Source organism: Bdellovibrio sp. HCB-110 (assembly GCF_047323225.1).
Lineage (GTDB): Bacteria > Bdellovibrionota > Bdellovibrionia > Bdellovibrionales > Bdellovibrionaceae > Bdellovibrio.
This window is the reverse complement of sequence record NZ_CP178750.1, coordinates 2,113,812-2,140,207: the sequence shown is the minus strand read 5'-3', so window position 1 is coordinate 2,140,207 and position 26,396 is coordinate 2,113,812. Positions and strand designations below refer to the sequence as shown.

The 26,396-nt window shown below is 45.3% G+C and carries 21 protein-coding genes and 1 tRNA gene; 18 read left to right on the top strand and 4 right to left on the bottom strand.

Going from position 1 to position 26,396, the window contains the following annotated elements:
• The 11 genes from ACL934_RS10320 (at position 1) to ACL934_RS10270 (ending at position 15,811) form a co-directional block, all read left to right on the top strand.
• Positions 1-2,232, top strand: coding sequence for a cation:proton antiporter (locus tag ACL934_RS10320; RefSeq protein WP_374073281.1), 2,232 nt, complete (start codon positions 1-3; stop codon positions 2,230-2,232).
• Between the two features lie 90 nt (positions 2,233-2,322).
• On the top strand, positions 2,323-3,513 hold the full coding sequence (locus ACL934_RS10315; RefSeq protein ID WP_374073280.1) for a patatin-like phospholipase family protein: 1,191 nt from the start codon (positions 2,323-2,325) through the stop codon (positions 3,511-3,513).
• 53 nt (positions 3,514-3,566) lie between these two features.
• Positions 3,567-4,082, top strand: coding sequence for a gamma carbonic anhydrase family protein (locus ACL934_RS10310; RefSeq protein WP_413612186.1), 516 nt, complete (start codon positions 3,567-3,569; stop codon positions 4,080-4,082).
• Positions 4,083-4,144: 62 nt separating this feature from the next.
• Positions 4,145-5,608, top strand: a complete 1,464-nt coding sequence (gene guaB, locus ACL934_RS10305) for an IMP dehydrogenase (protein WP_374073278.1) — start codon at positions 4,145-4,147, stop codon at positions 5,606-5,608.
• 34 nt (positions 5,609-5,642) lie between these two features.
• Positions 5,643-7,163: a glutamine-hydrolyzing GMP synthase gene (gene guaA, locus ACL934_RS10300; protein WP_374073277.1), complete on the top strand. Its 1,521-nt coding sequence runs from the start codon at positions 5,643-5,645 to the stop codon at positions 7,161-7,163.
• A gap of 74 nt (positions 7,164-7,237) precedes the next feature.
• Positions 7,238-7,678 (top strand): hypothetical protein, encoded by a 441-nt coding sequence (locus ACL934_RS10295; RefSeq protein ID WP_413612185.1) that lies wholly within the window; start codon positions 7,238-7,240, stop codon positions 7,676-7,678.
• Positions 7,679-7,700: 22 nt separating this feature from the next.
• Complete coding sequence (locus tag ACL934_RS10290) at positions 7,701-8,207, top strand: hypothetical protein (protein WP_413612184.1); 507 nt, start codon at positions 7,701-7,703, stop codon at positions 8,205-8,207.
• A 71-nt stretch (positions 8,208-8,278) separates the two neighbouring features.
• On the top strand, positions 8,279-11,818 hold the full coding sequence (gene dnaE, locus ACL934_RS10285; protein ID WP_413612183.1) for a DNA polymerase III subunit alpha: 3,540 nt from the start codon (positions 8,279-8,281) through the stop codon (positions 11,816-11,818).
• Between the two features lie 3 nt (positions 11,819-11,821).
• Positions 11,822-13,000: a hypothetical protein gene (locus tag ACL934_RS10280; RefSeq protein WP_413612182.1), complete on the top strand. Its 1,179-nt coding sequence runs from the start codon at positions 11,822-11,824 to the stop codon at positions 12,998-13,000.
• An 11-nt stretch (positions 13,001-13,011) separates the two neighbouring features.
• A complete protein-coding gene (locus ACL934_RS10275) occupies positions 13,012-13,938 on the top strand; it encodes a hypothetical protein (RefSeq protein ID WP_413612181.1) in 927 nt (308 codons plus the stop codon).
• Between the two features lie 205 nt (positions 13,939-14,143).
• Entirely contained in the window at positions 14,144-15,811 is a 1,668-nt protein-coding gene (locus ACL934_RS10270; protein ID WP_374073271.1) for a substrate-binding domain-containing protein, read from the top strand.
• Here the strand turns inward: ACL934_RS10270 and ACL934_RS10265 are convergent.
• On the bottom strand, positions 15,808-16,362 hold the full coding sequence (locus ACL934_RS10265) for a TetR/AcrR family transcriptional regulator (RefSeq protein WP_374073270.1): 555 nt from the start codon (positions 16,360-16,362) through the stop codon (positions 15,808-15,810). The genes ACL934_RS10270 and ACL934_RS10265 overlap by 4 nt on opposite strands.
• A gap of 98 nt (positions 16,363-16,460) precedes the next feature.
• On the opposite strand from ACL934_RS10265, the gene ACL934_RS10260 reads away from it, so the two are divergent.
• Both ACL934_RS10260 and ACL934_RS10255 read left to right on the top strand, forming a co-directional pair.
• A complete protein-coding gene (locus tag ACL934_RS10260) occupies positions 16,461-17,741 on the top strand; it encodes an acetyl-CoA C-acetyltransferase (protein WP_374073269.1) in 1,281 nt (426 codons plus the stop codon).
• A 5-nt stretch (positions 17,742-17,746) separates the two neighbouring features.
• Positions 17,747-18,580 carry an alpha/beta hydrolase gene (locus ACL934_RS10255; protein ID WP_413612180.1) on the top strand — a complete coding sequence of 278 codons (834 nt, stop codon included), beginning with the start codon at positions 17,747-17,749 and terminating at the stop codon, positions 18,578-18,580.
• A gap of 29 nt (positions 18,581-18,609) precedes the next feature.
• Here ACL934_RS10255 and ACL934_RS10250 read toward each other — a convergent pair.
• A tRNA-Val gene (locus tag ACL934_RS10250) sits at positions 18,610-18,685 on the bottom strand.
• Between the two features lie 80 nt (positions 18,686-18,765).
• Here ACL934_RS10250 and ACL934_RS10245 point away from each other — a divergent pair.
• Positions 18,766-19,380, top strand: coding sequence for a glutathione S-transferase family protein (locus ACL934_RS10245; RefSeq protein WP_413612179.1), 615 nt, complete (start codon positions 18,766-18,768; stop codon positions 19,378-19,380).
• Here ACL934_RS10245 and ttcA read toward each other — a convergent pair.
• Positions 19,310-20,149: a tRNA 2-thiocytidine(32) synthetase TtcA gene (ttcA, locus tag ACL934_RS10240; protein ID WP_374073264.1), complete on the bottom strand. Its 840-nt coding sequence runs from the start codon at positions 20,147-20,149 to the stop codon at positions 19,310-19,312. The genes ACL934_RS10245 and ttcA overlap by 71 nt on opposite strands.
• The gene (locus tag ACL934_RS10235; protein ID WP_413612178.1) at positions 20,146-21,186 is read right to left on the bottom strand and encodes a mechanosensitive ion channel family protein; all 1,041 of its coding nucleotides are present in this window, start codon (positions 21,184-21,186) and stop codon (positions 20,146-20,148) included. The genes ttcA and ACL934_RS10235 overlap by 4 nt, the downstream gene beginning before the upstream one ends.
• Positions 21,187-21,297: 111 nt before the next feature.
• Between ACL934_RS10235 and ACL934_RS10230 the strand changes: the two genes are divergently transcribed.
• From ACL934_RS10230 to ACL934_RS10215, 4 genes are all read left to right on the top strand, one after another.
• On the top strand, positions 21,298-22,854 hold the full coding sequence (locus ACL934_RS10230; RefSeq protein WP_413612177.1) for a hypothetical protein: 1,557 nt from the start codon (positions 21,298-21,300) through the stop codon (positions 22,852-22,854).
• 157 nt (positions 22,855-23,011) lie between these two features.
• A complete protein-coding gene (locus tag ACL934_RS10225; protein ID WP_374073260.1) occupies positions 23,012-23,683 on the top strand; it encodes a L,D-transpeptidase family protein in 672 nt (223 codons plus the stop codon).
• 87 nt (positions 23,684-23,770) lie between these two features.
• On the top strand, positions 23,771-24,514 hold the full coding sequence (locus tag ACL934_RS10220) for a PilZ domain-containing protein (RefSeq protein ID WP_413612176.1): 744 nt from the start codon (positions 23,771-23,773) through the stop codon (positions 24,512-24,514).
• Positions 24,515-24,577: 63 nt separating this feature from the next.
• Positions 24,578-26,380, top strand: a complete 1,803-nt coding sequence (locus ACL934_RS10215) for a hypothetical protein (protein WP_413612175.1) — start codon at positions 24,578-24,580, stop codon at positions 26,378-26,380.
• Positions 26,381-26,396 lie beyond the last annotated feature (16 nt).

Sequence of the window (26,396 nt, the reverse complement as noted above, 5' to 3'; positions counted from 1 at the left end):
ATGCATCATCTACCTCATTTGATTACAGATCTTGGCTTTATCTTGATGATCGCAGCGTTATCGACGCTGCTCTTTAAAAAACTCGGACAACCACAGGTTCTTGGGTATCTGATTGCGGGACTTCTTGTGAGTCCTCATGTGCCTTTTTTCCCGACAGTGACAGATCAAGCCAGTATTCAGGTTTGGTCGGAAATTGGTGTGATCTTCCTTCTTTTCAGTTTGGGTCTGGAGTTTAGCTTTAAAAAACTTTTTAAAGTCGGGGGCTCGGCAGGATTTACGGCGATTTTTGAAGTCGTCGCGATGATGGGCTTTGGTTACGTTGTCGGCCGAATGTTTGGCTGGAATAATATTGACAGCCTCTTCTTTGGTGCGATTCTTTCGATGTCATCCACAACGATTATTGTGCGGGCCTTTCAAGAACTGGGGCTCCGCGGGCAGAAATACGTCGAACTTGTTTTTGGAATTTTGATTGTTGAAGACATTCTGGCGATCTTGCTCTTGGTTTTGCTGACGGCTGTGTCGGGTACTGAAGCTGTTTCAGGAATGGATCTGGCGTTTTCTGGATTACGATTGTTGTTCTATATCGCTCTGTGGTTCGTGGTGGGAATCTTTCTTATTCCGATCTTCTTGCGTAAAATTCGCAGTCTTTTAGAAGACGAAACTCTTCTTCTTGTCTCTATCGGTCTGTGTTTCATGATGGTGATGATCGCGGCAGGGGTTGGATTCTCTCCGGCCTTGGGAGCTTTCGTAATGGGTTCTTTGCTGGCAGAAACTCCTGAAGGTCACAAGATGGAGCACGTTCTGCAACCGGTGAAAAATCTTTTTGCCGCGATTTTCTTTGTCTCCGTGGGAATGATGATTGATCCGAAAGTTCTTATCGAACGTTGGGATCTTGTGATCATGGTCACTTTGGTGACGATCGTCGGAAAATTTATCTGTACATTCCTGGGCGCTCTTTTGTCTGGTCAAACTCGAAAAAAATCTTTCCAAGCCGGAATGAGCTTGGCGCAAATCGGAGAGTTCTCGTTCATCATCGCGTCTTTGGGTGTGACTCTAAAAGTGACCAGTGACTTTTTATATCCATTGGCGATTGCTGTTTCGGCGGTGACGACATTTACGACTCCTTATTTAATTAAAGTCTCAGAGCCTGCGTATCGTTGGGTGGAAGGAAAACTTCCTGCGGGAATCAAAAGAACACTGGACCACTATCAAGCCTCCTTCAGTCAAGAGGGCAAGGGCGGTGTGGGTTCTTTGATTATGAAAACCTACGGCGTGAAGATTATTTTGAACTCCGTCATGGTGATTGCAATTCTAAGCGCCTACAAAACACTTTTAAATAAAGAAGTGCAAAACTATCTTCAAGAAAGTCCTTGGGCTGCGGCGATCTCTTTATTTATCTGTCTCGCGATCTCGGCTCCGTTCTTTTGGGGCATCGTGATGGGTGGTCCTGCTTTAAAAGCGCAGCGTGAATTTGAAGAGCTGCAAAAGCTCAGAGGCTTGCAATTCGGAATCTTCATTGGACGAATCGTTCTGGCTTTGATGTTATTGGGAGCCATCCTTGCGCAGTTCGTGACTTTGAAAGTGGCCTCCGGTTTAGTGGCCGCCGTTTTAGTCGTTATGATTCTGGGCGGACAATTCTGGGTGCGTCGCCTTTATCAATTTATCGAAAAGAATTTTCTTAAAAATTTGACTGAGAAAGAACGCAAAGAATTGGTCAGTTCTGGAGTTGCAAAAAATTTCCTTCCTTGGGAGACGAGCTTAGGCAACTACGATTTGTCTCCTGATTCTTCTTTGGTGGGGAAAACTCTTCGCGAGCAATCCTTTAAAGAAGTTTACGGCGTAACGGTGGCCGCCGTATTCCGTGGGTCCCGTCGGTATTTTGCTCCGGATGGAGAGTTCGTTCTTTGGCCTCACGATAAATTGATCTGCTTTGGCAGTGAAGATGAACTGCAAAAATTCCACACGGTTCTGGAGGAAGAAAAAAATCAAGAATCGTCTTCTGAAATGACCACGGCGGCGGGCGGCGACTATAAGTTGAGCTCATTCGTGGTGACTGAAGTTTCTTCTTACAAAGACAAAACCATTCGTGAAAGTGGTATTCGTGAAAAATATCATGGCATGGTCGTGGGCATTGAGCGCGGGGCTGAGCGCATCTTGGGACCTAGAGCGAGTTTTACTTTACATGAAAATGATCTTGTCTGGATTGTTTCTCATGGAAGACAACAAGCTTAGTCGTCCTAGATTTGTTTTTTAACGAAACCCCGGAGTGTTGTCGTTTTTCCTTCTGAATTACATTAAATTTGTAGTTTGAAGGAGTAGTGCATGCCCCAACTAGGTCTAGTGTTATCAGGTGGCGGTGCGCGGGGAGCTTATCAAGCCGGCGTTCTTGCCGCTCTTTCGCATATCGCTGCCAAAATCAATATCCGCGATCCTTTCCGGATTTACACGGGCGTTAGCGCCGGTGCGATCAATGTCGGTCTTCTTGTTGCTAATCCCGGTGACTTTGTCGAAAGTTCAAAACAACTCACAGGGCTTTGGAGTCATATTGATAGTGATCAAGTTTTCTATGCGGACTTGATGGCTCTTTCCCGAGGAGGACTACAATGGATGACCGAACTTTCTTTGGGCGGATTTAAAAAAGAACAAGCGTTGAGATCTTTGTTAAGCACTCACCCCTTGCACAGTTTCTTATCGGAGAAATGCCATTTCCAAGAAATAGAAAAGAAAATCAATTTAGGAAAACTTCGCGCGGTGGGGATTTCGGCTTTGGACTATGACAGCATTTCTACCGTCACCTTTTATCAAGGGATGGCTGATATTGAACCGTGGGAGCGCGGCATGCATCGCAGTGAGCGAGCCACTCTGGATGTCGATCATATCATGGCCTCCTCGGCGATTCCTTTGCTGTTTCCGCCGATAAAAATCGGAGAGCGCTATTATGGTGACGGCTGCATTCGCAATCAGTCACCGTGTGGGCCCGCGATCTATATGGGGGCTGATAAAATCATTGCCATCGGCGTGCGCCGCCGACAGGACACCTCTTTCACTTATCATCACCGCGAAACGGGCGAGATCCCCACAGTCTCTAAAGTGGCCAACGTCTTGATGAATGCCGTGATGATGGACGGACTTGAAGCGGATATTCAAAGAATTGAGCAGATCAATCAAAGTTATTCTTTATTAACTCCTCACGAAAAAAAACGAGTGGCTTTGCGAGAAGTAGAAAGTCTTTGGATTTCTCCGTCTGTGGATTTTTCAGAAATCGCGTCAAAGAAAAGTGGCGAACTTCCGCGAATGATTCGCTATCTTTTGCGGGGACCTGGATCTTTAGAGGAGTCCAGTGAGATGCTTAGCTATCTGCTGTTTACTCCCACTTATTGCAAACAACTTATCGAGATTGGTTTCGCTGATGGGATGAAAGAAAGAGATCAGATTGAACAGATTCTCTTAAGCAAAATTGAAAGTCATCCTGTGAAGCATCACCCTCATCAAAATGTGCGTAGTCTGCGTTAATTCTTGCGTTGCAATACAAAAAGGTACGGCGTACCTTTTATTGAGAGGTTTCTATGAGTGATATTTTTGTTCGAGCTCGCGGTATTTCCCCTGTTGTTGCTGAAGACGTGTTCTTAGCTGACAATGCCCGTATTATCAGTGATGTAGAGATCGGGAGGGGCTCGTCTATTTGGTATAATGTGGTGATTCGCGGCGACGTGATGCCTATTCGTATTGGCAAAGAGGTCAATGTTCAAGATGGCGCGGTCATTCATGGCACTTATGGAAAATGGGGGACGACGCTCCATGATCGCGTGACCATTGGTCATTTAGTTATGTTGCATGGCTGTGAAGTCGGTCGCGGCACCTTGGTGGGCATGGGTTCCATCATTATGGACGGAGTCAAAGTCGGCGAACATTGTTTAATTGGAGCTGGGACTCTTTTAACTGAAGGAACTGAGATTCCGCCGCGCAGTCTGGTTGTGGGGCGTCCTGGCAAAGTTAAACGCGCACTCACGGACGAAGAAGTCGATTTGCTCGAAAAATCCGCAGACAATTATTTGCTTTATAAGACGTGGTACGAAGACTGATTTCCTATTGAACTCTCTGGCGAATCGTTTGAGAATGAAGAAACCCTGCCAGGAGTGAGTTTATGGAACGCGAAGTACCCTACGCCTTAACTTTTGACGATATTCTTCTTCTTCCTCAATATTCAGAGATCACGCCCACCGAAGTGGTTCCCAGATCTCTGTTTGCCCGAGAAAAATTTCTGAACACACCGATTATTTCTGCTGCGATGGACACCGTGACTGAAAATCGCATCGCGCGAGTGATGGCACAAAACGGTGGTTTGGGCATCATTCATAAAAATTTAGATATCGACAAGCAAGCCCTTGAAGTCGAAAAAGTAAAAAAATACGAAGCCGGAATGATTTTGGATCCCATCACCTTAGGACCTGATCACATGGTGCAAGAAGCTGTCGATTTGATGGAAAAATATTCTATCAGTGGTGTGCCGATCACAATCGATGGAACACTGATGGGTATTCTGACTAATCGTGATTTGCGCTTTGAAGAAAACTTCGACCAACCCATTCGCAACTTGATGACCAAAGAAAATCTGGTTACAGCGAAAATGGGAACAACTTTGGATGAAGCAAAAAAGATTTTGCAAAAACACCGTATCGAAAAACTTCCGGTGGTTGATGCCAAGGGAAAACTCAAAGGTTTGATCACGATCAAAGATATCGAGAAAGCCAGAAACTATCCTCAGGCGACCAAAGATGAACACGGTCGATTGTTCGTCGGAGCTGCAGTCGGTGTTGGTGCGGATTCTCGCGAGAGAGCTGATGCTCTGGTCGCAGCCGGTGTGGATGTCTTATGTGTCGATACGGCTCACGGTCACTCTAAAAATGTCATTGAAATGGTGAAGTACATCGCACAAAAACACAAAGACGTGATCATTGTGGCAGGAAACGTTGTGACTGCGGATGGAACATATGCGCTGATTGAAGCCGGTGCGGAAGTCGTTAAAGTCGGCGTGGGTCCCGGAAGTATTTGTACAACTCGCGTGGTGGCCGGGGTCGGTATGCCGCAAATTTCTGCGGTGGTTGAATGTGCGAAAGCCGCGAAGGCTCGTGGAAAAACAATCATCGCTGACGGTGGGATTAAGTATTCTGGTGATATCACAAAAGCTTTAGCCTTAGGTGCAAACTCCGTGATGATTGGAAATCTTCTTGCCGGTGCAGAAGAATCTCCAGGTGAAACCATTCTTTTCCAAGGTCGTACTTACAAAGTCTATCGCGGCATGGGAAGTATCGGTGCCATGGCTCGCGGTTCAAAAGATCGTTATGGACAAATGGATATCGAAGAAAATGAAAAACTCGTTCCTGAAGGAATCGAAGGCAAGGTGGCTTATAAAGGAGCTGCTTCCGCAGTGATTCACCAACTTGTCGGTGGTGTAAAGTCCGGTATGGGTTATTTGGGGGCTCGCAATATCGACGAGTTGCAAGCAAAAGCCAAGTTCGTTCAGATCACGGCAATGGGTCTTCGCGAATCTCACGTGCATGACGTGAGCATCACGAAAGAAGCTCCTAACTATCGTATGGAAAGCTAGTGCCGTAGGGCACAGTGCGGAAGCTGGAGTAGATATGCGTGGTTTTATTATTTTAGATTTTGGTTCTCAGTTCACACAATTGATTGCACGCCGTTTGCGCGAGTTGGGTTTTTATTCAGAAATTCACTCTTACAAATATGCGACGGAAGAAATTCGCAAAAAAAATCCTTACGGAATTATTTTAAGCGGCGGCCCGAATTCTGTTTATGAAGAAGGTTCTCCTCGCAGAGATGTGTCTGAGCTTCGTAACATAAGTCCTTTGCTCGGAGTATGCTATGGGATGCAACTTCTGACTCATCAGTTGGGTGGAAAGGTGACTCGCGCTGAACATCGTGAGTACGGTCTGAATTATGTAACATGGACTTCGGTCTTACCGGGAATTCCACAGAAGCAAAAAGTTTGGATGAGCCACGGTGATGTCGTTGAAAAAGTTCCGGACGGTTTTAGAATCATCGCGAACTCGGATGGTCATCATCCTGCAGCGATGCAAGGACCTGGAGTGCTGGCTCTGCAATTCCACCCTGAGGTGGCGCACACGGATAATGGTAATGATCTATTGAAGTACTTTGCGCAGGATATGTGCGGAGCTTTGGCGAATTGGGATGCGCCTCATATCAAAGATCTTTTGATTAAAGATGCCCAAGAAAAAGTCGGACCGACGGATCACGTTCTTGTTGGTCTTAGCGGAGGTGTAGACTCTACAGTGGTCGCAACACTTCTAACGAAAGCTCTTGGTGCAGAACGAGTTCACTGCGTTTTTGTCGATAATGGTCTACTCCGTAAGAACGAGTACGAGAGCGTTTTAGAGAACTACCGTAAAATCGGTTTAAATGTGAAAGGTGTCGACGCTTCCGAAGAATTCCTTTCGGCTCTTGCGGGAAAAACAGATCCTGAAGATAAAAGAAAAACCATTGGTCGAGTTTTTATCGAAGTCTTTGATAAAAGTTACGATCACAAACTTCCTATCAAATGGTTGGCCCAAGGAACTCTCTATCCTGATGTGATTGAAAGTGTTTCGTCGGTGGGTGGCAGTGTGACGATCAAGTCCCATCACAACGTGGGCGGCCTGCCAGAGAAAATGAAATTGGGCTTGGTGGAACCCGTGCGCGAATTATTTAAAGACGAAGTGCGAGCTTTGGGTGCGCAATTGGGGCTGCCTAAAGAAATGCTCTGGCGCCATCCGTTCCCAGGTCCTGGTTTGGCCATTCGTGTTTTAGGAGAGGTGACGAAAGAAAAACTGCGCATTCTTAAAGAGTGTGATGATGTTTTTATTTCAGAACTTCGTCGTCGCGGACTTTATGAGAAAATCTGGCAAGCCTTCTGCGTTTTGCTTCCCGTAAAAACCGTGGGCGTGCAAGGGGATTCTCGGACTTATGATCATGTGCTCGCTCTGCGTGCAGTGACGTCCAGTGATGGGATGACGGCGGATTGGTATCCATTTGAATTTCAATTCTTAAGAGAAGTTTCAAATTTGATAACAAACAAGGTCAAAGGCGTGAATCGCGTCGTGTACGATGTGACGAGTAAGCCTCCCGGAACCATTGAGTGGGAATAGTCCCGCGATGAATAGTCCGTAATGATGGCATTGTAACTTCAACTTTTCGGACGAGCTTTGTTAGTTTTCTTTAAATGAAAACAAAAAAGATCGTCCGAACTTCAAAAGCTCTCACTTTATTTATCGTTTTGGCTGCCATTGCGGCTCTCGCCTCCACAAGCGAATTGCTCTATGAAAGCTCGGGTGTTTCGAGTTTTAAATTGACGCAAAATCCAGATGGCGCACGTATCGCTACCAAATCTTCCCAAGATTATAAAATGTATCGCAAATACACTCAGCAAGGTGGCGAAGAATTGTTCTTGGTGAGCAGTGCAAAAACAGTTCAAGAGTTTTTGGATGCGGAGGGTATTGCTGGAAGTATTTCTTGGAGTGTGCGTAAAGGCCCTCGCCTTGAACAAGTGCTTTGGGGGAAATCAGAACAAGCCACTGAGCTGAATGTGCATGGCTCACAACCTGTGATCGTTTCGGGGTTGGGTGGATGTTGTGCTGAGCTGACGGGGTATCGTCTTTTTTGATATCGAGTCAGGTCGTCTCTTGATGTCGTTCAATGACTTTGCTTGGCGCCAGAAAGTGGTTCAGCCTTTTTCTTTGGAAGTTCCAAACTCGGCTTTGAAATTCCGCTATATCGGACTCATTTCTCAAGACAGCACTCGGGATCGTGATTTTGTCGATCCGGAAGTGGGTAAGAGTGCCGTCGTCCTGATTAAATACGCCAACGAGTCTTTAAAACAAAAGCTCCAAGTGGATATTGAAGTGGCCGATGGATTTGCACCCAGTGTTCAAGAAGTAAAACTTGAAAAAGATCCCTCTGTTCCAGGAAGTGATAAAATCGAGATTCAAGATGACCAAGTTCGTCTTTGGAATATCGACGGAGCGACTTCGCCAACGGCCATTACTGGAGTTCTCCTCAAGATTGTGATCGACGGCGGAAAAGGTCCAAAAACTCTCAAAATTCCTGTTAAAAACGACCAATTTGATTTGGCTTCCGCGCAAGTTCCCGAGGGCGTGGCGGTTCATCCTATAGTGCAGTTGAGAACCTTTTAACGCGCTGAGTATTCGCGAGTCTAGAACCCCCTTTTATTGAATAAAAAAGGGGGCTAAGATATGAAATTATCATGTCTTTTGCACATCTTCACGTTCACTCTGAATATTCGCTTCTTGAGGCCGCGTGCCGGGTTAAAGCTATTGCTAAAAAAGCAGCAGCGATGAACATGCCCGCAGTGGCTTTAACTGATAACGGTAACATGTTTGGTGCCGTTGAATTTTACTTTGCTTGTAAGGATAACAACGTCAAACCTCTTTTGGGTTTGGATGCTTACATCGCGCCGGGATCGCGTTTAGAAAAAAAACAAGATCGCGATCAAGTGAGCTCGGGACCTCGTCGTTTGGTGTTCTTAGCGCAAAGTACACACGGCTATCAAAATCTCTGTAAGCTTTCGACAATCGGTTACCAAGAGGGTTTCTATTGGAAACCTCGTATCGACTACGAAGTCATCAAAGAATACAATTCTGATTTGATCTGCTTAACGGGTGGTCTGCGTGGTGAAGTTGCCGACGCCTTTATGCGTGAAGGTGCGGATGCCGCTTTAGCAAAAATTCGTCAGCTTAAAGAAATTTTTGATGATCGTCTGTATCTTGAGATGTGTCGCACAGGTGTGCCGGAGTGGGATAAAATCAATCCGTTCTTGCTGGAGGCTTCTAAAATCACAGGTGTGCCTGTAGTTGCCAGTAACGACGTCCACTACATGACTCAAGACGATCAGATCGCTCAAGAAGTTTTGATCTGTATCGGAACGAATAAAACTTTAAGTGATGAGTCCAGATTCCGTTTGGGATCTGATGAGTTCTATCTAAAAAAGCCCGAGCAAATGATAGAACTTTTCTCGGACATCCCTGAAGCCATTAGCAACACTTTGCAAATCGCTGAGCGCTGTGACGTTAAATTTAAAATCAAAGATGATAAGGGAAAACCCATTTATCACTTGCCGACATTCCCGACGGATTCCGGCGAGAGTCTTAAAGATTTTATCGCGCGCAAATCCAAAGAAGGTCTTCTTGAAAGATTTGATGAGGCGGCCGCTCGCGGTGAGCCCGTTCCTGAAGAAAAGAAACCTGATTACTACGCTCGTCTTGATTACGAGTTGGGTATCATCGAACGCATGGGATTCAACGGTTACTTCTTGATCGTCCAAGACTTCATCAACTGGGCGAAGAGCAATGATATCCCTGTAGGCCCAGGTCGTGGATCTGGTGCGGGTTCCCTTGTCGCTTACGTTTTAAAAATTACGGATCTTGATCCACTTCCAAACTTCCTGCTCTTTGAGCGTTTCTTGAATCCGGAACGTATCTCGATGCCGGACTTCGATATCGACTTCTGTCAAGACCGTCGTCAGGAAGTGATCCGTTATGTGACTGAGAAATACGGTCAACAATCCGTATCGCAAATCATCACTTACGGTAAATTGCAAACTCGTGCAGCGCTCAAAGACGTGGGCCGTGTTTTGGGAATGCTCTTTGCGGAAGTGGATGCGGTTACAAAACTTATTCCGGATAAATTAGGTATCAGTCTAAAAGAGTCTCTAGAGATGGAGCCTCGTCTGACTGAGATGATGGAAATGAATCCCACGGTGGCCACTTTGATCGACCTCGCTCAGCGCGTGGAAGGTATGGTGCGAAACGCGGGTATCCATGCGGCCGGTGTTATCATCGGTGACGGACAGCTTGTAAAGCACGCGCCTCTTTATAAGGGAGCGGATGGCGAGCAGGTTGTTCAATACGATATGAAGCATGCCGAGAAAATCGGTTTGATCAAATTCGACTTCTTGGGTTTGAAGACGCTCACTCATATCAACATGGCCTTGAAACTCATTAAGAAAAATCGCGACAAGGTGATCACTTCAAAAATGATCCCGATGACGGATGCAGCAACTTTTGAAATGATGTCTCGCGGAGACACGGCGGGGGTGTTCCAGTTCGAGGGTGAGGGCATCACCGATGCCACCCGTAAAATCCGTCCTTCTTCTTTTGCCGATATTACGGCGATCACGTCGCTGTATCGTCCGGGTCCGATGGCGAATATTCCTGACTTTACGGATCGTAAACACGGTAAAGCTCCGGTGGAATATCTTTTGGAAGACACTCGTGAGGTTTTGTCAGAGACCTACGGAATCATGGTTTACCAAGAGCAAGTTATGGGTATCGCCTCTAAGATCGCCGGATACTCTCTGGGCCAAGCGGATATGCTTCGTCGTGCGATGGGTAAAAAGATCAAAGAGGAAATGGATCAGCATCGCACCCTCTTCATGAAAGGGGCGAAAGAGCGCGGCCATAACGAACAAAAATCATCAGAGCTTTTTGATCTGATGTATAAGTTCGCCGATTACGGTTTCAATAAATCCCATGCCGCTGCATACTCTGTCGTCACTCTGCAAACAGCGTGGCTCAAGTGTCACTATCCTGCTGAATTCTTCGCAGCTCTTCTTTCTACCGAGTTGTCGGATACAGAGAAGATCGTAAAATACTCGAAGGATGCGGCAAAACGTGGACTGACAGTAAAACCACCTCACGTGAATTTTTCGGATTATCTCTTCGATGTTCATGGTGATGAAATCTACTTTGGTCTTGGTGCCATTAAAGGTGTCGGACAAAATGCCGTGGAAGCGATTATTGAAGCCCGCGAAGGTTTGCCGGAAAAGAAATTCACTTCTTTGGATGAATTCTTTAACAGCATTGATTTACGTCGCGTGAATAAAAAAGTGATCGAGTGTTTGATTAAAGCCGGGGCTTTTGATGGTTTCGGCGGACATCGTGCGCAGTTGATCGCAGGTTATCAAAAATATTTGGACCGCGCACAAGGTCTACAAAAAGACAAAGAGCTTGGCCAAGCCTCTTTGTTTGATCTTGGTCCTTCCACGGAAACGAAAGTGTCTTTGGAGGAATGTAAACCATGGTCCCGCACGGCTTCGTTATCTTATGAAAAAGAAGTTTTGGGTTTCTACCTCAGTGACCATCCCTTGAAAGGCTTTGATACATTGTCAGAGCTCTGGACCTCTTGCAAAGTGGCCGACTTGCCAGCGCAAATGCCGCCTCCGGGATCGCCAGAGGCCGAGGCGATGAAGGCCGCTAAAAAGGATTGGAAGAACCGTGATGCGGGTAAAAAACGCGTCGTGGTCGCAGGCCTGATTACGGAGTTGCGTGAGTTGATCACGAAAAAAGGGACGCGCATGGCCTTTGGAAAGGTCGAAGACCTGACTGGAAGTTGCGAACTAGTGATCTTCCCGGATTCTTTTGCCCGTTTCGAGGCACAACTTCGCGATGAAAGACCTGTCTTGATTGGCGGAGGTCTCGAAGTGGAAGAGGGTGTTGCAAAAATCATGGTCGACACGGTATCGCCCATGGAAGACATCCTTAAGAAAACAAAACGTATGGTTCTGCGTCTAGATAAAATTGATCCTAACGACTATCCAAGATTACAATCTTTGATGAAGGATTATCCCGGTACGACGTCAGTGAGTTTGGAAATTGAAGTTCCCGAAGTCAACCGCAAGGTTCTTATGGAGATGACAGATGCTCCAGGAATCAGTGTGAACAATGAATTCTTTGAAGGTGTTCACTCGTTGTTTGGCCGAACGGACTTTATTGAGTTGAGGAGTTAAAAAATGCGTTTCGCTTTGATGGTAGCAGCAGTGTTGATGTTCTTCGTAAGTGGTCCAGTAAAAGCACAACAAGCCGATTTGGTGGATAGAACATTCTCGGGTGTTTCCAAAGAAAAAACTCCGCAAGGCGCACGTCGAGATATCCAAGACCAAGCCTCACTCAAGGTGTCTGAAGACATCATTAAAGAATTGATCGGTGAGGAAAGATTCTTAAAGAACAAATCTTTGATCACTTCAAAAGTAATTAGGAACTCTGCGCGCTACATTCCTTTTGTAAAACCTTCTGCGATCACTCAAGAAGCGGAGGAATTCAAAATGTCTGTGGCTTTAAAAGTTTCTTTGCGTGATTTGAAACAAATGCTTCAGGAAAATTCGCTTTTAAATGAAAACGATGCCATTCCGGTAGTTTTACCTGTGATTAGCTGGGTGGATCGCGTTCAGGGGCGCAGCTACCGTTGGTGGCAGCCTCTTGATAAAAATCAACAAAGCTTCTTGGTTAAAGAAGGTCGCTTGTTGGAAGAGTCTCTTCGCAACTCTTTTCAGAAGAATAACTTCTATGTGATTAAGCCTATTGAATCTGGTTTGGGATCAAGCGTTCCAGTGGATTTTCAAAATGAAAAGATCGCTGGCGGGGAGGATGCTCAGTTTTTTGCCCAGTACTATAACGCGCCCGTTCTGATTGATGGGCAAGTGCTTTTAAACAAGGGCGAGCGTGGCAATAACTACCGTATTGAAATTCGTCTGACAGCGACACAAGTCAGTAATGGTCGCGCCATTGCCGATGTGTCCCGTCGCTTTGACACGGAATCAGGATCTTTAGAGAGTGCGGTTGATAAAAAACTTCGTGAAGTCGTCGAGACAACAGCAAACGATCTGGCTTCCCAAGTTTTGGAAGCTTGGCAAAGAGGTTCCTTGGGAACTTCCGTGATTCGCTTGACGGTGCGCGGTCGCAATGCTCTTCCGATGATGGAAGGTCTTAAAGAAAAAATTCGTTCTCAAATCACTCAAGTTAAAAACATCCGTGAGCGTTTGGTAAGCTCTGAAGCTGTGAGTTTTGAAGTTGATACTTCTATTCCGGCTCCAGAACTTTTGACTAAGCTAGAAGCGCTCGACATTGAAGGCAAGAAGCTTTCGAAGATCTCAGAACAAAGTGACGAGATCGTTCTTAAATGGGCACAATAGGAGGTGCGGTGATGAAAGTTTTTGTATTAGCTCTTTCGATATTTTCTTTGGCTGCATGTGCTACTTTTGATCGCAGTTCTCCGACCGTGCGTCGAGAGATCAAAGACGTCAGTTATGAGGCTCGCAAAGACGATGCAGCTCCTCGCAAACGTCTGATGGTTCTGCCGTTCTTGGACTCTTCAGATAAACGCCCTCAAGAGTTTCGTGATAAAGCCCGTGCGGCGTTTATTACGGATCTCAATCGTTCCGGTGAAGTCATCGCTTTGGATAGCAAAGAGTTGAATTTAGATCTTTCTAAAATGATGGAAGCCGGTCAGTACAAACTTCAAGAGGTTGCGAAAGCCGCTCAAGCGATGGGTGTGAACGCTGTCCTAGAAGGAAAGATTCAAGACATTCGTATCAAACGTAAGGCTGACAACGTCGGTGTTGTTCGCCACCTGACGACGGCCTTTGAGGTTGTTGCTCAAGTGCGTGTGGTCACAGGGCGCTCTGGTCGTGAAGTTTTCAATACAGTGAAAACAGTCACCGTCGAAGAGCAAGGTGTGCGAGTGGCTGAACGAGTAGAGACAGATAAATTTTTGGCCAACAACCCAGAGATGATTGAAATCATCGTAAAAGATGCCTTCTTGGATTTCACTCCACAGGTTCTGGCCTCTTTGGATAAAGTTTCTTGGGAAGGTCGTATTGCGGCGATCAATGGTGATCGTATTTACTTAAACGTTGGTCGCGTTTCGGGTTTGCAAGTCGGGGATCTTTTAAAAGTCACGGAAGATGGCGATGACGTTTATGATCCAGAAAGTGGTGGTCACATCGGTCGCGTCCCAGGCAGACTGAAAGGCACTTTGGAAGTGATCAGTTATTTTGGAAATGATGGCGCCATAGCAGTTATTCACTCGGGATCAGGTTTCAAAGAAAACGATCGCGTCGAACTCTATTGATTGAGTATGTTTTTGTGAGGGAAGTCATGGAACTTCCCTGAACATCGTTAATGAATCGTAATATTTCAAAGCATCATTGAAAATTAAATTCCGTTAGACAATACTAGCTGGAGTGAAATCTCTAGTTTTATTTTTCTTTTTTTCTCTTCTGTTTTCGAATCTCGCTTTCGCAAAAAAATGGACTGTTCCAGTGATGTACTGGAGCATGAAAATTGAAGGCCAAGTGGCGATGCGCAAGGGATTTGAGGAAGAAATCACTGCGTTTAACAAAAAAGGCAGTGATAAGATTGAAGTGATTTCTTATGTGGCTGGCGAAGGTCGCAAGGGAATTCTCAATCAGGTTGCTCAGTTAGACAACGTTCTTAAGAAACCAGCTCAAGCTTTGGTTATTCAGCCTACCGACAACTCAGCTTTAGCGCGCGGACTTCAAGATGCAAATAGATTAAAAATTCCGGTCTTTGCTTATGACCAGTATATCGTGAATGGGGCTCTGACCTCTTTTGCAACCAGCGATAATTATTCTGGTGGACAAGACAATGGCGAGTACATTGACTCTCTCTATAACAAAGACCATGAGGTTCGTATTGTGGTTTTTGAATACCCCCGAGTCTCTTCGACGACAGATCGCGTGGATGGGTTCTTTGATGCTCTTCGCAAAAAGAATCGCAAGTTCAGCGTGTTAAAGCGCTACGAGGCTGTCGATCCGGAGTCAGGTGCAAAGGCGGCGAAAGATTTCCTTAGAGACTTTCCAGGCAAAGGCAGCGTGGACGTGATTTTCACGGTCAATGATGGCGGAGGACTTTCCATCGTGAAGGCTCTTCTTGAAAAGAAACGTCATGAGATTATTCACGCGACTTTCGACGGCGATCCCCTTTCCGTTGAAAACATTCGTAATAAAAAACTGACGGTGATTGATTCGGCCCAGTTTTGTGCAGAATTGGGGCGTGAAACCGCGCGAAGTCTGATTTCTTATTTTACAAAGGAAAAGGTTCCAGAGAAAAAATTAATTCCCACATTTCCGGTGACAGAGAAAACCATCAACTCCTATCCAGGCTGGATGGGGCGTCCTGTGCAAAAAGTCACTCGCTTTGAATATGCTGATCCTGGTGCCGACTTAAAAGTATTCCGTCGTCCTTCCAGTGATGAGAAGAACCGAACTTATTTGAATATCAAAATAGGTGTGGCCCCTCTTTGTCCGTATCTTTGTGAAAAAGGTCCTGGCGTTTGGGGTGGATATATCTACGACATTCTTAAAGAGATCGCGAAGGCCCAAGGGTTTACGGTGGAGCTTGAAAGTATTCCTAACACCCGTCTGGTGGCCGCTCTTCAAGCACGTCGTGTGAATTATATTATTGGCCCTCGGTATATGGTTCGATACCTTCCTGATATTCGTATTGTCGGTCCTAATTTGGGAGTGAGTTATACGGGCGCACTGCTTTCGCCGGAAGTTAAAGAATCTTTGATCGACAATGAATTTGTCCGTAATAAGAAAATTGTTTTTGCTGATCTGGGAATGGAATCTGGCCATCAGTTGAGCATTGATGATCCTTCCCGAGCGATTAAGTTAACGGGCTCTGATGTCGCAGATAGAATGACTAAGATGATTCGGGATCGTCGCGTGGATTTGGCATTGGGAGATTACAACGTTCTTCGTTATTCTCTTTTACGTAAACTGAATACGGGTTTGCAATTGCATCCCACGTCGCTGACAGGATTTAATTCTTTGGTTTTGGTGAGTAATCCCAAAGAGCCCGAATTTGGATTTTTACCGCAACATTTGGATACATGGTTCCAGGGGGCTCGCAGTAATGGCGAGCTTGAGAAAATTCTTGCCCGCTACAATCTGAAAGATTGGAAAATCTTTAATCGTTAAAAAAGACTTTTGATCAAACCCTTTGTCATCTTTTTAAAAGATTCAATTTCTCCGCGCAGCCGGGCGACTTGCAGTCCGCCTTGAATGGAGCACAAAAAGAGATCCGCTGTTGTTTCAATGTTCAGATTTTTTCGAAAGGATTTTTCCTTCACACCTTGTTTTAAGGTCTGAATCATCCACGAACGTTGCGTGTGATGAAATTTCACCAAATACTCTTTCATATTGTCGGGGAGGGTGTTGAAGTCAGCACTCAGTACGCCCGCAGGGCAAATTTTATTGTGGTCGAGGCCCATCTTGCAAAAAACATTTAGCATTTGCTCTAGTTTTTCTTTAGCTGATAAAGGCGAAACTTTTTTCGTCCATTTTTCGTAGGCTAATTCATAATCCTTAATAAGAGCAATCCCCATATCCTCTTTTGAGGCGAAGTGATAATGGAGGCTCGCTTTCTTTATGCCCAGCTCATCTGCGATCGTTTGAAAGCTGAAGCCATTAAATCCCAATGTTTGGAGATAATGACGACCGAGGTCAAGGGCGCGGGTTTTTGTATCCATTAACAGTCCTTGCTTTACATGGTTGACTGCCTTATTATCTACCTATCGGTAGGTAGATATCAAGAACTTCCTGTAAGTTGAAGAAAAGGGACATGTATATGAGCAATAATAAGACAATGAGACCTGTGGCGATCCTAGGTGGCTCCCGAACTCCGTTTACCAAGTCATTCACTCAGTATTCTCGAACTTCGAATAAAGAGTTGATGAAGGCGACCTTGAAAGATTTGGTTGCAAAAACAAATCTGCAAGGCGAACGCTTGGGTGACGTCTCTTTGGGTGCGGTTATGAAAAACGCGTCGGACTGGAATTTGTCTCGTGAGTCTTTGTTGAGTTCAGGACTTGATCCGCATACACCGGGTTATGATGTGCAAAGAGCTTGTGGAACGGGTTTGGAAACGGCGGCGCAAATCGCTCTTAAAATTGCATCTGGACAAATTGAAAGCGGTATTGCTGGCGGTACAGACACGAACAGTGATATCGCCGGGGTTTTGCCTCATGAATTTTCTTGGATCATGATGGAGGCGCAAAAAGAACCCTCTATGATGGCGAAGTTAAAAAAGTTTGCAGAACTTAAGCCGGAATATTTGAAACCGCGTTTTCCGAATGTGCAAGAGCCTCGCACGGGTCTTTCTATGGGACAGCATTGTGAGATGATGGTCAAAGATTGGAAGATCACGCGTGAAGCGCAAGATGAGCTTGCTTTGCAAAGCCATAAAAATGCGGCTCGCGCCTATGATGCCGGTTTTTATAATGATCTGGTTTTTGAATTTAAAGGACTTAAAAAAGATACTTTCGTACGTGGCGATACAAGCTTAGAAAAATTAGCGAAACTAAAACCCGCTTTTGATTTCTCAGGCACAGGCACTTTGACAGCGGGAAATAGCACTCCTTTAACGGACGGTGCTGCTGCGGTGTTGTTGGGTAGTGAAGATTTCGCTAAACAACACGGTCTTCCGGTTTTAGCTTACTTGCGTGATGCAGAGTATGCGGCGGTTGATTATGTGAATGGCGAAGGTCTTTTGATGGCTCCGGCAGTGGCGGTGGGTCGTCTTTTGAAACGCAATGGCTTAACTCTTCAGGATTTTGATTTTTACGAAATTCACGAAGCTTTTGCTGGACAAGTTCTTTGTACGTTAAAGGCTTGGGAATCTGATGAGTATTGCCAAAAGAATTTTGGATCTAAGGCCTTGGGCTCTATTGATAGATCGAAAATGAACGTCAATGGCGGAAGTTTGGCTTTGGGACATCCCTTTGCTGCAACAGGCGGAAGAATTCTTGCCAGTCTTGCAAAAATGCTCACACAAAAAGGTTCAGGCCGCGGCTTGATTTCAATTTGTACAGCTGGCGGTATGGGCGTTGTGGCGATTGTAGAAAGATAGTTCGTATGGAAATTTCGCTCAGTCAGAAGTTGTGGTTTCTTTTTATTCGCTACTTTTCTTGGGTGCTACCCAAACAAAGTGCTTTCTGGGCGGAAGGAATTTTCTTAACTCCGAGTCGGGTCCCACGACCTGATTCGGAGAAGCTCTGGTTTGAATCCGCAAAAAAATTCACTCTCTCAGGTGGTATTGCCGCTTATGAGTGGGGATCAGCAACGGGACCTCTTGTTGTTCTAGTTCATGGTTGGAGTGGGCGAGGCACACAAATGGGAGCTTTTGCGGAGCCTCTAGTAAAAAGAGGTTATCGTGTCGTGGCTCTGGATGGGCCTGCTCATGGTAGTTCTGAGGGAACACAAACCAATGTTGGAGATTACGCGAAGTTTTTAATTCGCGCTCAAAAAGAACTGGGACCTTACAAAGCCATCATCGCCCATTCTTTCGGGGCTGGTTGTTCGGTTCTGGCGGCTTCACGGGGACTTAAAGTTGAAAAATTGATTTTAGTGGCAGGGCCTTCTCGCTATGAAGTGGTCGTGGGTAATTATTTAGACTTCATTCGTATTAGCCCCTTTGCGCAGAAGTATTTTTTGAAAAGCTTGGCGGAAAAAGTGGGACTTACGGCGAAAGAACTCAACATCGGCAATATCGGAAGCAAGCTCGATATTCCAACTTTGATTGTGCATGATACGGGAGATAAAGAGGTTCCTTATGTCGCCGCGACAGAGATTATTCAGGCGTGGCCCCACGCGAAACTTTTAACGACTTCTAATTTGGGACATCGTCGAATTCTTAAGGACTCGCAAGTAACGACCCAAGTCGCAGAATTTGTTGAATCAAATATTTAAAGTGAAATTATATTGGCGTAAAAGAAGATTGGTGATCCGTAGAGGACTTGAACCTCTGACCTTTTCCATGTCAAGGAAACGCGCTACCAACTGCGCCAACGGATCCCGAAAGAGATAAAAAATTAACACCGATCATTCAGTGCGGCAATCGTGGATGCACAGGGTCAGGGTGAAGGAGGAGATTTATGATTGATTTTTACACAGCCGGAACTCCCAATGGGCGAAAAGTCGCCATTATGTTAGAGGAGTTGGCCATTCCCTATACTGAACACAAAGTAGACCTTTCTAAAAATGAACAGAAATCTCCTGAGTTTATCGAGATGAATCCTAACGGGAGAATTCCGGTCATTGTGGATCGTCAGGGACCTCATAATAAAGAGGTCACTGTTTTTGAAAGTGGCGCGATTCTTTATTACCTGGCGGAAAAATATGGAAACTTTTTGGGCCACAGTCTGGCTGAAAAAGCCCATACTTTGCAGTGGGTGATGTTTCAAATGTCAGCCATCGGCCCGATGTTTGGAAATTATCACTACGGAATGAACACGCTGACTCCTAAAAATCCGGCTTTTATTGAGCGCTTTGAAAAAGAAGCTTTGCGCCTTTTAGGTGTGATGGAAATCCAACTTTCTAAGAACGAATATCTTGCGGGGCAAGTTTATACAATTGCCGATATTGCAACCTATCCGTGGATCATTGGATTTATTAAATCAAAACCGGAGTGGTTTGAGTCTAAACCTTCAGTGCGTCGTTGGGCTCAGCTTGTGGGTGAGCGTCCTGCGGTGAAGAAGGTTCTGCCTTAAGATTTTTAAAATCCCAGAGGTTTTGATCCATCATCTGACTGGGTTTTACATTCGACATCGCCGTTTGAATTGAAGCATAAATGTTCGGGATCTCTTTTTCGAGGTCGCGAACAAGTTTCTTCACTCGTTGGCGTTTCAGTCCATCTTGCGATCCGCAAAGATTGCATGGAATCACGGGGAAGGCCCAAAGAGCAGCCAGTTCTTCGATTTCTCTCTCTGAAACATAACACAAAGGGCGAACGAGGATGTTGCGTTCGTCATCGGATTTTAATTTCGGGGGCATACTCGCCGTCGTGCCGACATAGAAAAGATTGAGCAAAGCTGTATGAACAACGTCATCGCGGTGATGGCCTAGAGCCAGCTTTGTAAATCCATTGTCATGAGCATAATCGTACAAAATCGCGCGGCGCAGGCGGGAGCAAAGAGAACAATAAGTACCGCCTTGAACTTTTTCTTTTACGATAGAGTAAGTGTCTTTTTCGATAACGTGCAGTTTTACGCCAAGACTTTCAACCCAAGTTTTAAATTTCGCTGCATCAAAACCCGGTTGCTTTTGATCGAGAATCGCCGCTTCCAGCTGAAACTTTCTTTCCGAACGTCTTTGGATCTCTGTCAGCAATGCCAAAAGAACGCTCGAGTCTTTTCCGCCAGAAACGCAGACCATGATTTTATCACCGTCTTCAATCATATTGAAGTCGTTAAGAGCCTGAACGATCTGCTTGCGGATCTTCACCGCGAGGGGATTTTCAAAATCTACTGCCGTTGTCATACCGGTTTTGTATCTGAAAGCTCGATTGTTTGTCGAGCCAATTTTAAGCCTGCTGCACGTAAAGCTTCCACGCCACGGACATAGACCTTATCGCCAATATTGAACTGAGAGCCGTAGTTATCGATGAAATAGATGATTTTTACTTCAATCCAATGCTCTGTCGTATCACTCACGTAGGCCCAAGGAGCTGGAATTCCGCGGATTTCGCCGATTCCTGCCACCGTACGCTCGAGGATCTGTTTGGCGTGTTCAATATTCTCCCCGTAAGCCAGACGGAAAATCTGACGTCGGACAATGGGATTTTCAGGCGGGGAGTAATTAGAAATCGTGGCATTGGCCATAAAGCGATTGGGGAGAGTGATAAGCTCATCAGAAAAACCCACCAGAGTGGTGGATCTCCATGTGATCTCTCGCACCTGACCCGTGGTTTTTTGAATCCCGCTCACGATCTCAAGCCAGTCGCCAATTTCAAAGTTGCGATCGACCTGCAAAGAAATCCCGGCAAAAAGATTTCCCAAGGTATCTTGCAACGCCAAACCCAGAATCACCGAAGCGGCCGCCGATGTTGCAAGCAAAGGACCGACTTCAAGTCCGAAGACATGAGTGACTCCCCAGAAGAGCAAAACGATGGAAAGAATCAAAGAGAAGATATTTACCAGAAGCAAAGGCACACCATGCTTCATCGAGCCTAAAAACAAATACTGCAAAACGACCAGACGGGACGTCTTTACAAAAACAACGTTCCCCCAGATGAAAGTCACCAGAGCAATGTAAGGCGTGACCTTCGCCATGTTACCAAGTTGCGGTTCTGATGTTTGCAGAAAAATAAAAATTAAAAATAGGAAGCTTAAAACCACATAGTGGCGAAGCAAAGTGCGGAAGTGATTGCGAATGCTACGATGTCTTTCCTCGCTCGCTTCACGCAAAAAGAACTTATAGAACACCCAAGTGATGGCCATCAAACAGCCCAAAAGTATGAAGGGTTCTAGCTCTAGAAGTCCGTAGAGTGCCTGTATTTTGATAAACTTTTCTGCCATGATTCTTGGGTCCTCTTAAAGTCCCATTATAGTGACTATTTTTTAGTCTAGTCGAGTCTAAAATTTATCAGAACTATAATCTGACCTAACGAAGCTGCCGATAAAGACAGCATGAGAAAACACAGTCTATATTTCGCATTAGGGATGATGATGACGGCTTGTGCCCCCCAAGGGTATGAAGCTGCTAACGACATTGCTTCACAAACAGTCCAAGACATTGCGTGTAAGGATCAGGAGCTGGAAACAAAACTCTGGGATGGGTTGAAGACCTATCTTTTGGAGCAGAAAGCCATTCCGTCCGCAGAGACCATGAAGCAGGCGATGCACGATCAGGTGGAAAAGCTTGCCCAAGACAACCCACAAATGACTTCCAGCGATGTGAAGCGTCTTGCCGGGGACTTGGATAAACTTGTCGATTCATTGTTGTCGGAAGCTCCGCAAGGAGAGCGTGTTGAATCACCTGAGCAGCTTTTGATTCTTCTTTCGGCGATTGACGTTGGAGACCGCACAACGGTGTTCCGTTCGTACATGCAAGACAAAGTGCGTGGCGATTTCAATCAATTGAAAAAAACCGTTCAGTCTTTCGATTTAAACTGTCCGCCATCTTCTTCAGGAAGTGGTAACAACACGGCGGGAACAACACCTGCGACTCCGGAGCCGGAAACAGAAACAGAGACTCCTGCTCAGCCAGAACCTAACCGTGACTATGAGTATCACAAGCAACAAGCTTTGAACTCTGGAACACCTTTAGCGGTTTTCGGTGGTCGTTGGGCCTTTGCGACAGCCTATCAAAGTTGCCAAAGTATGCAGCTTCCTTCAATGAATGATCAAACTCCAGATGTGCAAGGAATCAGTATCGTTGGTAAACACTCCGATGGTGTTGGTAGCAAACGTGCGATTGCAAGTCTTTCGAAAGTTCAAAGCACGCATTATTACGTTCGCGATATGAGCTCCTATGGACAAGGCTGCTTCAATGTCCGCCAAAATCCATTGATCTACGATTACGGTGGAAAACCTTACGCGACCACAGCGACGGATTCCCCGATTGATCTATTTAAAAACAATGGTGATGGAACAAGTGTACTTGGTATTGATTGCTCGGGTTATGTGTTCACATCCATGGCAACGGCAGGTTTAAGACTTAAAGCAGGTCGTGCCTTGAAGGCTTCGGATTCTTGGGCGTGGGGATCTAGTTCTTATGTGGAACCTCAAGACAACGGACTGACGTGTTTAAGCAAGATCTCTGTGACGCCCGCTGCTTCTATGAAAGCCGGCGATATCGTCGCAGTTTATGGTCACGTTTTGTTGATCGATAAAGTGGGCGCGGATCCCTTTGGTATTGCTTCAGCAAAAACAGAGAGTGATTGCAAAAAGATCACTTCAAATAGTTTTGACTTCGTTGTGGCGCAAAGTGCTCCAAGCAAAGGCGGCATCGGTATCAACTATTACGAAGCTCGCAACTATTTGCCGACAAGTGCCAAGATGAAAACGGGCTTAGAGAAGTATGCTTACTATGCTTGTATGGCAAAAATCACAGGAAAAACATATACGCCGAACGTGGGAACACTCTCTGTTGTTCGCCACAAAGGCACTGCGGAATGCGTGGCTCCCCGAGTGAAAATGGCTCGTGAAAGCTGTATTCAATCTTGTTCTTCTTTGGCTCGCTAATAAAGCCCTGACGAACTTTCAGACACAAGTGACAAAGAGGGTCTCCGTGGAATCATGGGGACCTTTTTATTTCATTTAAAAAATCAAAAAGTGCTTACAAAAAAATATATGCGCTGAGTGATGTGAAAGCATGTTCTTTATGCTATAACTTCAATCCATGAAAAACTCTCTTCTTACATTCATTACTATAAGCTTGTTTTCTGCCAATGTTTTTGCGGGCTCTAAAGCTGCAGACAAGAATTATCAATTCTGTGATGACATCACAAAAGTGGATAAACTCTTGGATCGCTCTCGCGAATCCGTAGAAAGAATCAAGGCGGAAGGTCTTAAGATTGAGCGCATCGTGGTTTCTAAAGACCGCAAAGAGATTTATCTTATTTCCGGCGAGACCATGTTGAGAGTTTATCCTGTGGCTTTCGGTTCAAACCCTGTTGGTCACAAACAATTTGAAGGCGATGGTAAAACTCCAGAAGGCATTTACTCTGTAGATTATAAAAATCCGCAAAGTGAATTCACAAAAGCTCTTCATGTCTCTTATCCAAATAAGAAAGACGTGGAGTTTGCGAAGTCCCAAGGTAAATCTGCGGGCGGCGATATTATGATTCATGGTTTGCCTCGTGATGATAGAAAAAGACAGGCGATCAGTATCATTCACCCCATGAATTGGACTCGCGGTTGTGTTGCCGTGACAAATGAACAGATCGAAGACATCTACGCGTTGGTTAAGGAAAATACTCTCGTTGAAATCTGCAAAATGACGACGGATGAAAACGAAGAAGAAAAACCAGCAGACGGTAGAACAACTGTTTCCATTCCCGCAAAAAAATAGTTAGAACCTATACCACTAAAGTCCAGGTAGCCTTAAGAAATCATCCTCAGTGAAGTTTCTTTCGTTTAGCATATACCTGGAGGTTGAATGGCACAGGCAGAGCTTAAAACGCCTACAGGGGTTTTTCTTTTAGCATTTCTTTTTATTCTCGCCCCGTTAGGAAATCTGTTTATAAGCTTTGCGGGAAGTGGTGTGCCGGGATGGTATCAACCTTCAATCCTTTATACTTTCTTGCAAACAGTGTCGGGACTGGATTGGCTTTGGCTCAGTCTTTTGTTCTTAACAGGTGTCTTGCTTCTGCGTCCTCACAAGACGTCATGGTCTCTGGCCATTATCACTCTAAGTTTGGTTCTTCTTATCAATGCCTATCGTTTTTTCTCAGAGGATCTTTCTCAAGAAGGTCCTTTTGTTCAAGTGCAGCTTATTCTTTCCAGTATTGTGACTGTCGGCATTCTTATTCTCGCTTTTTATTTCCGTTTTCCTTATCTGGATCGCCGGGCTCGTTGGCTTTTCCCGACGGCTCATCGCTATGAATTTCGCACGCCCGTGAATATCGTCGGACAGGATATCTTTGAAGGCGTGACTGAGTCGATCTCTATCGAGGGGGCTCGTATTCTTCTTAAGAGGGATATGGAGGGGAGTTCCCGGGATTTAAACTATGTCGATGTGATCTTCCCGGATATCCGCAATATTAAGATCAAGTCTAGGGTGGTCGAGTATCGCGATAATATCTTACGATTGAAGTTTAAAGAGCTGGAGCAACGTGATCGAGGCCACCTTTTGGACTGGTTTCGGTCTCAGATTGAGACAGGCGACGAAAAATCCAGTTAAGTCTGGGTTCTTGTTAAGTTTTTTAAAAAGTGTACCGAAAAGACTCAAAAGCATGAGGTCGTTATGAAATGGAAGTTGAAACCTGTTTCTTTAGTAAAACAATTCGCGGCGGGAATTTCAGTCGTTACGATGTGTATTTCGCCCATTGCTGAAGGTGCTGCGGCAGCTTCGCAAAAGAAATTGATCAATCAATACTTAAAAGAAACTGGTTTGACGACAAAGAAACTCACGGTGGGCGAATACTGGGGAATGGTTCGTCATGTTTACCCAGATAAATTGCAAACGCAAATGGATGAATGGGTTCGCCTCAATCGCAATGAACTCATGCCGTCGATTGAAGCCACAAGTTTTAAAGATGCCGAGGGCAACGAACAAGTTCGTCTGACGTTAACTAAAGACGGTCAATCCGCGACTTTGACTTTCACAGGTGATGAAGACAAACCACTTAAAGTAAATAGCGTGTCGTTCTCTAAAAAAGAACTCATGAACTACAATAACTTCAACGACATTGCTGCCAAATTGGCGAAGCAAGATCCGGCTATTGCTAAATCTTTAAAAACGGGAAAATTAGCTCGCGTTAGCAAAAACTCTGTTCTGTCTTGGGATGAATATAAAAAATTAAGCCCTCGTCAACGTGCTGAATACATGGTGCGTATGCGTATGGCTATGGAAGCCGCTGACAAAGTTCTTCAAGTAAGAAACAAATACCGTGCTTCTTATTCTCCAGATAACAAGTATGAATACGTTCTTCAAGTGTTGTTCGGAGATGCGGCTTATGCAGGAGCCTTGACTGGTCAAAACTGTATTATCGCAGGTTATATTTCTAAATACGGAAAAGATGATTCTTGCGGGAGTGAGAAAAAAGGCGGAGCTCTGAATGCGGATCTTCGTGGTCAAATGGAAGCCAGAAAAGGAAGTTGTTCTGGAAACCAAGTGGCTTGTAACCCGTTAGTCTATGGTTTTAAAGCTGGTGGGGCTTCCTATTGCGTAGGTCAATCTGAAATGAAATACGCCACTGCGAATTGCAATAAGCAATCTCCCGTGGGAACTCCTCAGGATAAAAAGCGTATCATCGAATCTTATCTTGAACATGCTGCTGGTAAAAAAGTAGATTTGAAACTCAACGAAGAAGGTAAAATTCCTGAAGAGCAAAAATCAGAAATTGATCCTTTCTTGAGTGAGCTTAAAGATATGCTGAATGACGCCAATGCGAAATGTAATATGGTGCCACTCAAAGACATTAAGAAGGCTCGTGAAGAGCAGGATAGTGCGTGTCGTGAACTTCAAACACGTATGATTGCTTTGGAGACATTCGCCGTCATTAAAGAACCGCCATCGCCACCATTGCCTCTTCCAGATCCTTCAACAGGTACTTGTAACGATCAAACAGGTGGAGCGACTCCAACTGCGGATGGAAAAGGTTGTAAGTGTCCAGAAGGCCAAAAAGAAGGTGAAGGCGGTATCTGCGTCGTTATTGAAACGGGCGGAAATGGCGATCTTCCTGGCGGCAAAGACGTTAAAAAAGAAGATTCTTGCGGATTCTGGTGCCGTAACAAAAACTGGATCATCCCAGTAGGTGTTGGTGCCGCGGCTCTTGGATTGTTCTGGTGGTTATTCAAAAAAGACAGCAAAGCGAAGAACACAGACCCTGTCTATGTTCCACCAGCTCCAGTGCCAGAGCCAACAGCGACGACGTCTCCAACAACACCCATTGTTGAGCCTCCACCACCGGCTCCATGTCCTGCTCCAAACTCAATGATCAATGGAGTTTGTACGCCGCCAGTTATTGTGCCTCCACCGACTCCGACAACGTCTGAGGGTGGAACAAAAACGGATGAACCAGGAAGAGCGGGCGGGGTTCGCTAGCTCTTTGAAAGTGATC